The following is a 14,218-nucleotide window of genomic DNA, read 5'->3' as shown; positions in this document are numbered from 1 at the left end:
GCCTGAACTGGGCCGTGATCATCAAATGGCTGCCCAAGCTGGCCCAGGGTGCCATCCTCACCCTGGAGCTGGTGGCCATTGCGGTCATCGCCGGCCTGTTGCTGGCAATTCCGCTGGGTATCGCGCGCTCCTCGCGCCGCTGGTATGTCAGCGCCCTGCCCTATGCCTACATTTTCTTCTTCCGTGGCACGCCGTTGCTGGTGCAGTTGTTCCTGGTCTACTACGGCCTGGCGCAGTTCGACTCGGTGCGCGAGAGCTTCATGTGGCCCTACCTGCGCGATCCGTTCTGGTGCGCCACTGCCACCATGACCCTGCACACCGCCGCCTACATCGCCGAGATCCTGCGCGGCGCGATCCAGGCCATCCCGCCGGGCGAGATTGAAGCCGCGCGCGCCCTGGGCATGTCCAAGCCGAAGACACTGTTCTACATCATCCTGCCGCGCGCCTCGCGCATCGGCCTGCCGGCGTACAGCAACGAAGTGATCCTGATGCTCAAGGCCAGCGCCCTGGCCAGCACCGTCACCCTGCTGGAATTGACCGGCATGGCGCGGACCATCATTGCCCGTACGTACCTGCCGGTAGAGATCTTCTTCGCCGCCGGCCTGTTCTACCTGTTGATGGCGTACGTGCTGGTACGCGGCTTCAAGCTGCTGGAACGCTGGCTGCGCGTCGATGCTTGCCAAGGACGTTGAGGCCCGCTTCCACGCGCTGGATGCGTTCCTGATCGAGCACCAAGGGCTGTGGAAACCACGGCCCTTTACGCATCGCCAGTTACCTTGGGAAGCCGAGCATCCCGACCTCGCCCAGTGGCTGCGCCAACGCTCATTGGCCGAAGCCGAAGCCCGTCACAACCATCCCCATGACCTCGCCGCGCCTGCACCTTTTCCACAGCTTGCTGCGCAAGCCCTGCAGCTCAGTGCTGTGGATAAGTTACCGATGCACCCGCTGCAAGCCGCTCGCCATCGCCTGAATGTGGATGTTCCGGGTCGCAAGTGGGAACAGATTGAAGCCTTTGGCGCGGCACTGCAGTTTGCACAGACACCCACACACTGGCTGGACTGGTGCGCGGGCAAGGGCCACCTCGGTCGTCGTCTGTTACAAACCGGGCAGGCACTGACCTGCCTGGAATACGACCCTGCGCTGATCGCTGCAGGCCAGGCCTTGAGCGACCATCATGGCTTGCCGGTGACCCATCGCCTGCAAGACGTGATGGCCGATGTGGCGATCACCCCCGAACACACGCCCGTCGCCCTGCATGCCTGTGGCGACCTGCATGTGCGCCTGCTGCACCTGGCCAGCGCGGCCGGCTGCAAACAGCTGGCGCTGGCGCCGTGCTGCTATAACCGCATCCATGCTGACGCCTACCAGCCACTGTCCAATGCAGGCCGGGCGTCACGCCTGCAACTGTCGATCGATGACCTCGGCCTGCCGCTGAGCGAAACCGTCACCGCAGGCAAACGCGTGCGCCTGCAACGGGACACGTCCATGGCGCGACGCCTGGGGTTCGATCAACTGCAACGCGACCTTCGTGGCGTCGACGAATACCTGCCAACGCCCTCCCTGCCTGCCAGTTGGCTGGACAAACCCTTTGCCGACTATTGCCGGGAACTGGCAGGCCTCAAAGTGTTATCCACAGCTGAACAGGATTGGGCGGCGCTGGAAGCGTACGGCTGGCGCCGCCTGGCCGAGGTCAGGAATTTGGAACTGGTGCGTGGTCTGTTTCGGCGCCCACTGGAAATGTGGCTGGTGCTGGATCGGGCATTGTTTCTCGACGAAAACGGCTACAACGTCCAAGTAGGTACCTTTTGCGAACCCGCACTGACGCCGCGCAACTTGATGGTGCTTGCCGAGCGCGATTAAGGGGCGAAATTGTCGCAGGCAGCCTGTGGATAACTCTGTTGATGAATTCTTTACGGGGCCTGTAACCATCTGCACTACAGCTCATAAACCGCACTGGTCATTTTTTGTTCATAAAATAAAACGCACGCAAAACAGGCAGTTGCGGCGTGATGAGAACGGCTCCACAAAATGGCTTTTTCGTGACACCGCCATCCAACCGATTGTGCATAAGCATCTGGCGTTAAGCGTATAAACCGCGCTCTAGACGTATTTTTTCGACACCCTCAACAACCGGCACAGGTCATTGATATCGTCAGCGGCCAAGCGCATCGACTGGCTGTCCAGTGGGTCGGTGCTGAAAGCCAGGGATTCGCTGATGACCACATCACGGTGAACCTCGTACAGGGTGCTGCCCAAACGCTGCTTGAATGCTTCGACCATGTCCAGGCTGAACGCATTGCACTCGTCCACTTGATTGACCACAAAATGCACGCGCGGCGGGCGCTCGCGCTTCAGATGGGGCGCCAACAGCGCATCCAGTTGATCCAGGGTGGCCAGCGACGCTGCATCGGCCTGGGTGACGACCAGCACTACATCAGCCACGCTCAGCGCCTGCTGGAAGTAAACGTTGTTACCGGCAGGGGTATCGATGATCAGCGTATGGCGCGCGCCCAAGCTCAAGTCTTCCAGGCGCCGTGCGAGCCAATCCGGCTCATGGGTGAGCCAGCGCTGCAGGCTTTCTTGCTGCCGGGTACTGGTGCTACCGAAGGTGATCACCTTGCAGCCAGCGAAACCAGGCTGCTGGATCGCCGCCCATTGCGCGTTCTGCAAGCTGGCAGGGCCGAGTCCCTCTGCATCCGGGCTGACCCCGAAGTGATGACGCAGGGCATTTTGCGGGTCAAGGTCCAAGGCCACCACCGACTCGCCCTGGCGCTGCAAGCCGCTGCTCAAGGCCGTAGCCAGAGTGCTGCGACCCACGCCGCCATTGACGGAGACCAAAGCCACCACGGTGGGCCGCGCCGCGCGGACATTCATTGACGGCACGTCTTCGCGGGTGCTCGAAACGGGGCTGCCATCCTCGACGGGAATGCTGCCGAAAAAATGCAGCCGTGCGTTGAGCCCTTGGGCATCTCGCGTGACATTTTTACCGAACAACACGAAAAACTCGTTAGCAAGGCTCATGGCCCGAACTCCCCACGACGCGGCTTAAAGACGTGAAGGGTCGGCAAGTAGAAGGCTCACCGCAGGTCTTATTATCGGCGTCTCTGTTGTCGCATTCTGTGACAGCACTGACAAAGTGTCATTATTTTGATGATAAACCTGCTCATTTTTTAGATAAGCGGCAAATCGTCAATTTAATGGCCTGCGATGCTTCAACCATCGACGCGCTTAATTGATTCGTTTGAGCAATTCGCGACATAGACTACTCAGATCCTGGCACGCGGCACTGTTGCTCACCGGATCGAGGGGGTCGCGCCCGTAAGCCTGAGCTTCGATAAACGCGGGATCGCGCTGGAGGGTTCCAAGCACGGCATCCCCCAGGCGAAGCTTGAATACGTCGACCATGTCCTGGCTGAACCGATGAGCAGGGTCGACCTGGTTGATCACATAGAAGCAGTACGGTGACTTCGCGTGGTCCAGGTGAGGGGCAAGCACACGGTCCATTTGAGTCAGGCTGCGAAATGACGCGACATCCGCTTGCACCACCACCAACACCACGTCGGCAACCGACATAGCCTGGCTCAGGTATACGGTATTGCCTGCCGGCACATCGATGATCAGCGTGTCCCGGCCACTCAATTTCATCCCATCCAGACGCTTGGCCAAAAACTCCAGATCCTGGCCCAGCCAACGATTCAAACTTTGCTGTTGCACCGGGTCGGTTTCACCGAACGCCACTACCCGGCATCCGGCAAAACCACGAACCGGTAACGCTTCCCAGGTTTTGTTGAGCAGGCTGGTCGCGCCAACGCCCGCCATATTCACACCGGGCGCCAGGTGATGGCGCAGTCCGTCTTGCGGGTCCAGGTCCAGCGCAAGCGCAGGATGGCCCTGTCGCTGCAGGCTGCTGGCGAGTGCCGCCGTGAGCGTGGTGCGGCCAACCCCACCCTTGGCGGAGACCACCACCACAACCTTGGGCGCCGCTGCCTCCGAATACACGTCGCACAGCGGCCCCTCACCCAGTTCAAGCGGATAAAGATGCGGGGCTGCGCCCTGATTCAGCTGATCGAGCAAGCTTTGCAAGCCAGGCGAAACCGGCTCATCGACCTGGGGCTGATCAACACGGAGGGTGCCAGTCAGTGCGTCGTATAGTTTGGAAATGTCATCTGCGCGACTCACTGCCTTTGCTCCCCCCTTTAAATGGTTGAATAAAATAAGGCGCGCATTGTGTGATATCACCTTGATAGTGTCAGTATTTTGATGATTTCAGCTAACTTCTTTCAGATGAGCGGCTTGGCGCCATTTATATGACTTATCGTTTTTCTTATAATAATCAAATGCTTAGATTTATTTAGCGTGATTTATGATCAACTTATCAATCATTTCGCCCGACGCGTATTGGCATGTACCTCGGCACACGCCCCATACAAAACGAAACAAAACCCGAGTTTTGCGACACACCCCATATACCTCCCCTGCATTCAATAGGACCCACACCCACTATTGACCTGCACCGAGGACGCACCCATGAACCCCAACAACTGGAACATCTTCATCGCCGCCAGCCTGCTCGCCTTCACCCTCAACGCCCACGCCGACACAAAGCCGAAGCCAGACATTCAACACATCGTCGCCACCGTGGAGGACAACGCCGCCTCCTGCGGCGTGGTCAATACCCACATGACCTACCTGGACTCCCACGGCCAAAAACACGTACTGAACTACAGCAAATTCGCCGACAACTGCGCCGACGGAAGCTGAAGAAAGAAGCCCCGCCACACCCCGTAAACCGCCCAAGATGAAAAAACCTGCAGGTTTGCAAAAATAGTCAGAATTCAGGGGTTTACAGAACCTCGCCAATCGCTATAATCGTCGCCCTAACACGCCGGTATAGCTCAGTTGGTAGAGCAACTGACTTGTAATCAGTAGGTCCCGGGTTCGACTCCTGGTGCCGGCACCACATTAGGCTCCATTGCATTCCACCGAATGCTCTGGAAGCCCCGAAAACCCGCCTTTTGGCGGGTTTTTTCGTTCCAGGACCCTCTGTCGGGTTCCAACAAAATCCCCCTTCCCCGAGGGTATGTTAGGGGTACTGCGATTTCCCGGTCAGGAGCGCGTACCCCTATGCCACGTCTAGCGATCCCCCTCAGCGACCTGCAATGCCGCACGGCAAAAACCCGCGAACGCGCCTACAAACTGTTCGACGGCGGCGGCATGTACCTTTTCGTCAAACCCAATGGCGTGAAGACCTGGCGCTTGAAGTACACCAAGCCCAGCGGCAAGGAAGGTACGCTCATCATCGGCAATTACCCCATCGTTACCCTTTCCGTCGCACGACGTAAGCGAGACTAAGCCAAGGCGTTGCTGCTCGACAACCTCGACCCAATGGAAGAAAAGAAGAAGGCCAAGATCGTAGCCCAGCGAGCGGCACTGCTTTTCGAGACCGTTGCTCTGGAGTGGCACGCCGACATGTCCCGTCGCTGGACCGAAGGACACGCCAAAACCGTGATGAGCCGACTGCGTACCCACGTCTTCCCGCTGATCGGCCAACGAGCCATCGCTGAACTCGATACCCATGACCTGCTAGAGATCACCCAGCGCATCAAGGAACGCGGCACCATGGATGTGGCGTTACGGGTACAGAACTACTTATCCACCATCATGCGCGGGGCCAAAAGGGCTCGGCAGATCACCATGAATCCTGCACTGGATCTGGCAGGCTCGATTCACGCGCCGCGCACAATCCATCGCCCGGCCCTCTCCCTCAACCGCCTACCCGAACTGCTACACCGAATCGACAACTACAACGGCCGCGAGCTGACGCGCCTTGCCGTGCTGCTGACTCTGCATGTGTTCGTCCGCTCCAGCGAGTTGCGCTTCGCGCGATGGAGTGAGTTCGACCTCCAACGCGCCATGTGGGAAATCCCCGATACTCGCGCACCGATTGAAGGGGTACGCAACTCCACACGTGGGACCAAGATGAACGGCGACATTCAAATGGTTCCGCTATCGCCGCAGGTCATCGAAATACTGGAGCGCCTGCGCAGCCTCAGTCGCTTTTCAGAGTTAGTGCTACCGGGCGACCACAAGTACTGGAAGCCCATGTCCGAGAACACGGTGAACACCATGCTCCGCAACGTCGGCTATGACACCAGCAAGGACGTGTGCGGCCACGGCTTCAGGACCATGGCCTGTAGCGCCCTACTAGAGTCCGGATTATGGACCGACGCAGCCATCGAAAGACAAATGAGTCACAAGGAACGCAACCGCGTGCGCGCCGCGTATATCCACAAAGCTGAATTTCTGGAGCAGCGCCGGCTAATCATGGCGTGGTGGAGCAACTACATTGATGCCAACCGCAGCGGGCATGTAACGCCTCACGAATTCGCTAACCCGGTCGGCGACAACATTACAGCCCTACAAAATAGCCGTGGCGCATCCAAACGTGGGTAAGCCAATGAGATCACCGCAGTCCGCCCTTCCACGCGGGTCCATCCAAGCGGGGCTGCAAAGCCGCCCTGCTTGGATGGACCTCACTTAAAAAATCTAAAGCCCACGCAACTGTCTGTGGAAAACCACGGATTTCCACCGGTGGATAATTTCATCCACAGCCGCTGAACTCCCGATAATTCGAGCCTTGACCCAAATTATCCACAGGCATAGAAAAGATCGGGCAAAGCGCTGTCGTCGACAGCAACCCCAGGTAGCCGGAACCTTTAAGGCTACGCCACACCGTGGTGGTTCTCCCAAAGTGCGATTAGCGTCCGGCGGCTCGCACGGTCACAGCGATGTGATGGATGCCTACTTTTACCAGTGTGCCCACTGCGGCAACTCATCCCCTTTCATAGCTGCCCTGCAGCAACCTATCCGCTTGGCCATTTCATGCGCCAACCTGCGCCCGTCTCTTTCTCCCGGAAAGAGACGGGCGCTCCTACCGCTGCTGCAGCCCACCTCGTAGAAGGCTTTGCGGCATTCCCCCTCGTGACAATCGGCGCGACAAACACCGAAGTCACCAGCAACAGCGATGCAGATGATGGTGCCGCAGCCCAGGGAATGGACTGCACCTGACTGACAGTCAGGCATGCCCCGGTCATCGCTTCACTGCCTTCACCCGACTCAGGATCTCGCGGCGCTGGTCTCGTCAGCCAGCGCAGCCTCCACCCGCCCACTTCTTCGGAAGTGCTCAGGAGGCCAGATCATGAGATGCCCAAGCTCCCGGTCGTAAGGAGTCGCCAGTCCCGCGTTAGTGGACAACCCTCACAGGCCGCAGGGGCCTTGATCCCTGATAACACTCAACATTCTTGGCGGGATGACGTGGGGAAGGTTTTAAGGGGCAGCTTCGAGAGGAGATTGATCATGGCATTGGTAGGCAGGCGAGATGGGCGGAATTTTGGCTATGGCCGGCAATTGAGCTATGCCGGCCCCCAGGCATTGCGCGATCTATTTGGTGGCGGGCATTACGGCACGGTCAAGGCACACAGTGACCGCTGGCAGGCGTTTGTGCGCTGGTGTCGCTCGGAGAATGGGCCGGAGTTTAACGATGCCCGACAAATTGATCGGCAGACCCTGCGGGACTATGCCGAACATCTGCGTCACCACGTTGAACAAGGTGAGCTCGCCATCACCACTGCGCAAAATAGATTATCCAGCGTGAACCGGACTATGGCTGCGCTTCGCGGTGATCAGTATGTGAAAGTGCCGAATCCGAGCAAGGCGCTGAGAATGCGGCGCACCAGTGTTCGCTGCTCGGTGCCGCAAGGCCAAGACCCCGAACACGTGAAGCAGATCGTCGACGCGCTCTGCGAACACCAAATGCCGCGCGCGGCGGCCATCGCTCACTTAGCGAGAGCCACCGGCATGCGCTTACGCGAGGCCATTTTGGCAGACATACCGCGTTTAAAACGTGAGGCCGAACATTACGGCAAGATCAACATCCAGAATGGCACCAAAGGTGGCCGCGCAGGCGCGGCGGCACCTCGCTGGATCACTGTGAACGATCACATCCGCGGTGCACTGGCACTCGCCCATCATGTCTCGCCCGACGGTAGCCGCAACCTGCTTGCACCGAACGAAAGCTACCTCGATTTCCAACGGGAAATCGTCCGTCCTGCACGGGACATCCTCCATCAGTACAGTCTCAAAGGCTTCCACGAGTTGCGCGCGGCTATGCATGCGAACGCTATGAACAAATCACCCATCATCCCGCGCCCATTAACGGTGGCCATTGTGATCAGCTCGACCGACACCTAAATCAGGATGCCCGAATGCAAATCAGCTATGAGCTAGGGCACGGCCGTGTTGACGTGGTATCGGCTTACATCGGTAGTCGAGCATGAGTAAGCCATTCGATATCGAGCTGTTCTTAATAGGCGTGTTGACCGGTTCAAATACCACGCGCCAGCGTCACCTTCGCCAAGCAAAGGTAATTCAGGACGCAATCACTAAGCGCTGGCAGCAAGATAACCCATGGTGCTGGCAGAAAAAGCATTTAGTTTGGTTCCTAACTACTACAAGAGAAGAACGTTCGGAAGCAACTAATTATTACTATTTGCTAACCACACAGTTAATAGCGAAAAGACTCGGGAAGTCTTGGTTCGTTCATCGCGAACCAAATCATAAAATAAAACTCTAGCCATCATGCAATTACTGTATGTGGCCGCCGCACGAGCACAAAGCCTACGTCCTCTTCCGACCAAACGTTTACAACTTCGAAACCTAATGGCACGAGAAGATCCACAACCACATCGTTCGTCATGACGCCATAATAAGTGTAACCCAAGCGCCCTTTATAAATATAGCCATACATATGACGACGCCCGGATTCAAATTTAGAAAACGACGAACACCTAAATTGATTAACAAAAAGAGCTTCACCTCCTCCCTGCAAGGCAGAGTAAATAATGCATAATGCGCTCTCCAAATAGTCAACACAAGGGATTGCGGATAGCACATTTGAACAATTTATAAAATCAAAACAACCATGAACGCCTTGAGCCACTGCACTCTCAAAGGATAAAATCTGCGCATGGGCGTAGTGCGTTGATACGTATTCAGCTACGCTAGTAGATACCCCTCTCACCATCTGATTACGTGAAAGCTGTAAATCAGAATCCAAGAAAACGACTTGTTCACTTATCGAAACAATTTCATCTGAATATCGAAGTTTCCCACAACCAAAATCCATTACTCTATTACTGCTAGGTCGCGCTCTCAGGTAGCTGCTAACGAACTTGGATTTCTGCTTGTACGATTTAGCAGCGTTTTCTGATCTAATTATCTCACCTTCAATCAAATATCTCATACACTATTTAACCCCGCGAAAATACTGAGACAATTTCAATTTATCTATTTGATCAACCTGAGAATATGATTTTTTAAGCGTAATAAAAAACAGATGGAAAAGCAGAAGCAGCAGCAAGCCCAACAGATAGAAAAAAAGCGCCCTATCAACTTTGTCATTATTAAAAATCAATAAATAAACTATAGTTAGCAATACGACAAAGAAATGTTCGAATATCGCCCAAAAAGACAACGTATAGCGCCAAAACAACTGAACATAGTGCTGATTTATTAGAGCCACCTCCTTATAATACATATCGCGCATGAAGCTTTTCACTAAATCACGCGTGGCTTTTCTTTCTACCTGAGAGTAGCGCAGTGCCTTTTTTGTAATAGCGCGATCCCAATATAATCTTAGACCCAGAATTTTTGCTAAAATATTATGGGCTTCTAAGGAAAAACTTGCCAGGAAAGCAATTGATGCCAATGTGATTGGGACCAGGCCAAAAGAAACCACCCACTTCAATAAAACACCTTGGTCTTCCGTTGCAGGAAGCAAGTCAGGACTTATTTTTATAACTGGCAAATATCCAAACAAACTCATAAATACGAAAAAAATAAAACTACTGCAAAATGTTATCTTATTCAACTGCTCCAGAAGATCATTATAACTAGCGGGAGACTTTAAACTTATCATCGATCACCAATAAAAATTATTGAGGCGACTATTACACGCCATAAACCCACAAAAGCTAACGCTCCCGCAGCGCACAAACAACACTTTTATAATCGACCTCGCATCAAGAACATCTTTTGCTTAGACCCAGGAAATTTAGGCTCCCAATCTTTATCCCTAGCATCTCCAGTATAATGATATTCAGTTCCGGATATAACAATCTGAACACCTGTCGCGCGTGAAAACACTTTAAGCGCATCAACATAGCGCCCCAGATCGACCCCATGCATCTCATGTTGTTTTGGAGTATCGAATATAATAAACGATACTTTCTTTCTTTTAAAAAACTCAAAGCACTCAAGAAGCGCGGCATGATAAGCGAGAATCACACGGAGCCTAGTACTCCCACCTAACTGAGCTAATCTCTCGCTGCCTAAAATTGGCACGAAATCCCCCTCAAACTTTATATCGCTAGAAACATTATTTGTATCGAGGATATCCATCCACTTAAGCATATTCTCTCTCAGCACACTTCTAAATCTAATGATGAGAGGATTACCTTGCCCAGTTTTTTCTAGTTCTTCCCTTCGATTAATAGCTTCATCTTGAGCTGATAAAGCTCTAACATAGCGAGCCGAAATATCTTCGATCGAATCTAAAGAATTTTTATCCCGCTCTAGACCAAATATCCTTGATGTAATTTGAGTAATCGCTTCAACCAGAGCTTTAATATCTGAAGTATTAACCAAGGAATTTCGTCGTTCAGTAAGGCTTTGAGTTTGAGCTACCAACTCACCCCGACGAAGACTTAATTGTTCACTCCTCCCACGCCCAATCTCAACATTGCGCTCCAGATCCTTTAACTGGTCCTTTAAATAGAGTAAATTCTTACCATAGGAGTCTGAGCTGAATGAAAACAATTGACAGCCTGGAGAGTTACATATCTCCTCAAAAGAAGAAAAAACTCTTTTCGCTTCTTCATTCAGGCTCAATGTGTTGATTTCGGTTTGAATCTCTGCATGAATTCTTTGAAAGCTACGGTCGCGCTTGGAGATGTCCCCTAACTCCCGATCTAAAGATCGGATAGTTTCGTTATTCGATCCAATGAGTTCATCAATAGCGTCTGTGGAGGCAGTTTTATCTGCCGTACCACTTTTCAGCTGCTCAAGTCTCTGGTACAAAGACTTGAGCTCCACATCTATTCCTACTGGATCCATAGATCCGTAAACATCTTTGGCTGACTCATATTCTTTTTTTAGTGCATACACTTGCTTATCGCGCTGTTCGAGTTCACGCTTAGCGTCAATCAGTTTCTTTTTCGCATCAAATGCGTTCTTCGGCGCCACGCCCAAAACAATCCGAATCGACTCCGAAAGCTGATCCTTTATAAAGGAAGTGCTAGGGCTATAATACTTACGATAGCCTTCCTCTTGATCTAAATAATAGATAGGGAGCAAAGCAGAAAAGTACGCCTGCGCCGCCTTTTTCTCATCGCTAGAGACCAATGTATGTATATCAAGCCCTAACAACTCAAAAAGATATTTCGAGTAGTCAAGCTCATTTGAAAACTCGCGCTTAACTCCTGCAAAATCGGTTAGAACAACATCTAGCCCCGATTTAAAATTACGACGAGCAACGTAATTAACATCATTAACTTCAAATTCCAACTCAGCACACAGGCAGTTCTCGAGAATGTCATCTCGAAATTTACTTGGATAGCCGAGACAAAAAACTATAGACTTGATTAGCGGTGATTTACCACAGCCATTAGGGCCGAAGAGTTGAGTGACATCTTGGCCAAATACCAACGGCTCTGAGCTCCATCCATTATCGCCCTTCGGGAAAATTTGAAGTCTGATAAGCCTCATACAAGCTCCAGGTCCATCTGCTTATTCACACAGATATTTCTATAAGATCGTTGAATCAACGAAAGGTTATAGGATAAATCATCATCATTAGACAAAGCTCTATCAATGACCTTTTGTCCTAGGGTTGTGGCTAGCATTCTATTATCGCTTTTTCGGATTTCAATCATGCCGGATCGTTCTAGAAAGCTAATGGCTTTTACCGTCCGTATCCTTAAAATTGCAGACCAACCTAAATGATTAGAAGACCCTTTGAACCCGACTAATGAGGCTTCGATGGACTCTCCCACCATCTGCCCAATTTCAGTCACAATTGGCTTACGCCGGTCCTTAGCCAATAGAAGTACGATCATTGAGATTAGAGGCAACTGAAATAATGCCTCATTACTTAGCTGGTAGTTTTTTTGAATATCTTTTTCTAAAATCGCAATTGAAATTTCGCGTCTGGTTACACTCTCAAAGAATTCGTCATAGTTCATGATTTACACCTAACCAGGGCAGAAATAAATCCACCGAACAAAAGTGGTGGTGTTAAGTCGTATGCCAACCCCAAACTATCCAGCTCCACCATCAACTGCTTCAGTTTTGGATGCAGCGCACCTAACCTAAAAGATTTGGTGCCATTAAGTGTATCGGCAAGTAACGTGTCAATTTTCGAAGCTATAGAAAGGAGATCAAAATCGGAAAGCTTATTTCTATTATCTCGAAGCCAAACATCCCACTCAGTTTTACATCTCGACGAATATTCAATCTCCTCGTTGCTAGCCCCAGAAGCAAACATCGTGCGCTGGATTACTGACGCCGATTTAATTGCTCTAGCATCACCTCCTTGAATCAGAGAATGATACGCCTCTCTAGATATACTTAATAAATCAAGCAAGTCATTTATATCAACGCTTGCCTTACTATTAATAGAGGCCTCATCAAAAACAGAAATCACCCCTGAAGTTTTTTTCGACATCAACTCTAACAGATTCACCAGTATCTGCCTTGCCTCATTAAACTCCAGATCGATTTCACTAAATTGGTATATCTTGGTCCGAGCATCGGACTCGAAGCTATTGTTTTTATCTTTTATAAACGAAACGTCAGACTCAAATCTAAGCTTAGAAAGCTTCTCAAGTATTTGGGTCTCTGAAAGTTTTGGCTCGGTCAACACGAAGCAGTCATTAAAATTATCGACAATAAATCTCAAATATTTATTGGCAACATCATTACGTTCAAGGCTTACAGACATTGCCTCGAGAGTTTCATCCAGGTGAGCATTAGTCATAAATACAATTCTTGCACACACGTCCGGAAAAGTTACCGTATGCTGCAATAATTTTCCGGCGAAACTAGCCTTCACATTTTCTGCGGAGTGGCTCGCATTCTTTTGGGTTTTAAGTCCAAATACTTCGTTAAGCGTCCAGTTCTTACTGGTTTTAGCGCGAGTTTTAACTTGAAAAAACTCGTATTGCTGCTTACCAGCGACCTTCTTTCCAATCACGAAATCGTCATGGTAATCGCAAAAAACTCTATCAACTTCGCCGCCTTCCAAAATCTCTAAGGCGGCTAGTGCGGCAGCTCGTATCTGAGCCCTATACCTTAAGAAGGTATCTCTACCTACTTGTTCGCGGGGCTTTGTTGAGTAAAAATCTTCAGTACTATTCATGAAGTATCTACGAGTCCCTTCTCAGCTGAAATATCTTTCTCAACTTAGCTAGCACATTCCATCGGCCAGTTACATATCTTTTGATGACTCCGATATGTGAACAATAATACTGACCAGTAAGCTGAAACTTTTACTAGATGATCTGCACCTTATTCGGCTCCAGCCACAAAGCACCGCCTACTGATTAGCTCACCGGTAGCGCTGAAAAGTTATCATTATGCCATTACACCTGTCTACCGTAAGGGTTCAACTCGGCCCAACAACATGCACATACCCTGAGCTTGTGAATCTGCGTTCGAGATAGGAGTCAAGGACCCCAATCACAAGAAAGGAACTCCCGAGTTCGATTCCGCTTCAGTCCATAACTAACTGATTCATTTATGGTTACGGATCGGGGTATGCCAAATTTTCCATCGGATTCCAGTCCCGCAGAAAACCTAGCTCCGCCCCTAGATACCGTTCGTCTGGTGTAGATCCACCACGAATTTTCCTTGGGGTGGGTATTAGCTCCACCGAAGCATTAGCAAACAGTTGTTCAAAGCTAGCACCACTGCGCGCAGACACCCCATTTTCAATCAGGAAAATAGATCCGTCCCCTTTCCTCCGGGGCACGGTCGTATCGACGTGGTATCGGCTTACATTGGTGGTCGCGCATGAGCAAGCCATTCGATATGGATCTGTTCCAGGCAGGTGTTTTGACTAGGTCGCATTCCATGCACCAGCGTCACCTACCAGGCAAAGACA

The 14,218-nt window shown here is 51.6% G+C and carries 11 protein-coding genes, 1 tRNA gene and 2 pseudogenes; 7 read left to right on the top strand and 7 right to left on the bottom strand.

Going from position 1 to position 14,218, the window contains the following annotated elements; genetic code table 11:
- Positions 1-2: 2 nt before the first annotated feature.
- Positions 3-692 carry an ABC transporter permease gene (locus BMZ57_RS19775; protein ID WP_029529264.1) on the top strand — a complete coding sequence of 230 codons (690 nt, stop codon included), beginning with the start codon at positions 3-5 and terminating at the stop codon, positions 690-692.
- On the top strand, positions 673-1,860 hold the full coding sequence (locus BMZ57_RS19770; RefSeq protein ID WP_069672833.1) for a methyltransferase: 1,188 nt from the start codon (positions 673-675) through the stop codon (positions 1,858-1,860). The genes BMZ57_RS19775 and BMZ57_RS19770 overlap by 20 nt, the downstream gene beginning before the upstream one ends.
- A gap of 240 nt (positions 1,861-2,100) precedes the next feature.
- Here the strand turns inward: BMZ57_RS19770 and bcsQ (BMZ57_RS19765) are convergent, their stop codons facing one another.
- A complete protein-coding gene (gene bcsQ / locus BMZ57_RS19765; RefSeq protein WP_021492201.1) occupies positions 2,101-3,021 on the bottom strand; it encodes a cellulose biosynthesis protein BcsQ in 921 nt (306 codons plus the stop codon).
- A gap of 207 nt (positions 3,022-3,228) precedes the next feature.
- Positions 3,229-4,179 (bottom strand): cellulose biosynthesis protein BcsQ, encoded by a 951-nt coding sequence (gene bcsQ, locus BMZ57_RS19760; RefSeq protein WP_074900613.1) that lies wholly within the window; start codon positions 4,177-4,179, stop codon positions 3,229-3,231.
- Between the two features lie 348 nt (positions 4,180-4,527).
- Here bcsQ (BMZ57_RS19760) and BMZ57_RS19755 point away from each other — a divergent pair, with 348 nt between their 5' ends.
- From BMZ57_RS19755 to BMZ57_RS19730, 5 genes and pseudogenes are all read left to right on the top strand, one after another.
- The gene (locus tag BMZ57_RS19755) at positions 4,528-4,761 is read left to right on the top strand and encodes a DUF2790 domain-containing protein (RefSeq protein ID WP_010213918.1); all 234 of its coding nucleotides are present in this window, start codon (positions 4,528-4,530) and stop codon (positions 4,759-4,761) included.
- 123 nt (positions 4,762-4,884) lie between these two features.
- A tRNA-Thr gene (locus BMZ57_RS19750) sits at positions 4,885-4,960 on the top strand.
- Between the two features lie 164 nt (positions 4,961-5,124).
- Positions 5,125-6,453 (top strand): annotated as a pseudogene (locus BMZ57_RS19745) (tyrosine-type recombinase/integrase).
- A 903-nt stretch (positions 6,454-7,356) separates the two neighbouring features.
- Positions 7,357-8,336 (top strand): annotated as a pseudogene (locus tag BMZ57_RS19735) (integrase domain-containing protein).
- Entirely contained in the window at positions 8,333-8,632 is a 300-nt protein-coding gene (locus tag BMZ57_RS19730) for a hypothetical protein (RefSeq protein WP_074900609.1), read from the top strand. The pseudogene BMZ57_RS19735 and the gene BMZ57_RS19730 overlap by 4 nt, the downstream one beginning before the upstream one ends.
- A gap of 3 nt (positions 8,633-8,635) precedes the next feature.
- On the opposite strand, the gene BMZ57_RS29285 is transcribed toward BMZ57_RS19730, so the two are convergent.
- The 5 genes from BMZ57_RS29285 to BMZ57_RS19705 form a co-directional block, all read right to left on the bottom strand.
- Positions 8,636-9,301, bottom strand: coding sequence for a class I SAM-dependent methyltransferase (locus BMZ57_RS29285; protein WP_074900606.1), 666 nt, complete (start codon positions 9,299-9,301; stop codon positions 8,636-8,638).
- Between the two features lie 3 nt (positions 9,302-9,304).
- On the bottom strand, positions 9,305-9,976 hold the full coding sequence (locus BMZ57_RS19720) for a hypothetical protein (protein ID WP_069672835.1): 672 nt from the start codon (positions 9,974-9,976) through the stop codon (positions 9,305-9,307).
- Positions 9,977-10,062: 86 nt separating this feature from the next.
- The gene (locus BMZ57_RS19715) at positions 10,063-11,823 is read right to left on the bottom strand and encodes an AAA family ATPase (RefSeq protein WP_069672836.1); all 1,761 of its coding nucleotides are present in this window, start codon (positions 11,821-11,823) and stop codon (positions 10,063-10,065) included.
- Entirely contained in the window at positions 11,820-12,299 is a 480-nt protein-coding gene (locus BMZ57_RS19710; RefSeq protein WP_069672837.1) for a hypothetical protein, read from the bottom strand. Before BMZ57_RS19710 ends, BMZ57_RS19715 begins: the two co-directional genes overlap by 4 nt.
- The gene (locus tag BMZ57_RS19705; RefSeq protein WP_069672838.1) at positions 12,296-13,474 is read right to left on the bottom strand and encodes a dsDNA nuclease domain-containing protein; all 1,179 of its coding nucleotides are present in this window, start codon (positions 13,472-13,474) and stop codon (positions 12,296-12,298) included. The genes BMZ57_RS19710 and BMZ57_RS19705 overlap by 4 nt, the downstream gene beginning before the upstream one ends.
- Positions 13,475-14,218: the final 744 nt, after the last annotated feature.

This window comes from Pseudomonas simiae, from assembly GCF_900111895.1.
GTDB classification, from domain to species: domain Bacteria; phylum Pseudomonadota; class Gammaproteobacteria; order Pseudomonadales; family Pseudomonadaceae; genus Aquipseudomonas; species Aquipseudomonas simiae.
This window is presented reverse-complemented; position numbering and strand designations above follow the sequence as displayed.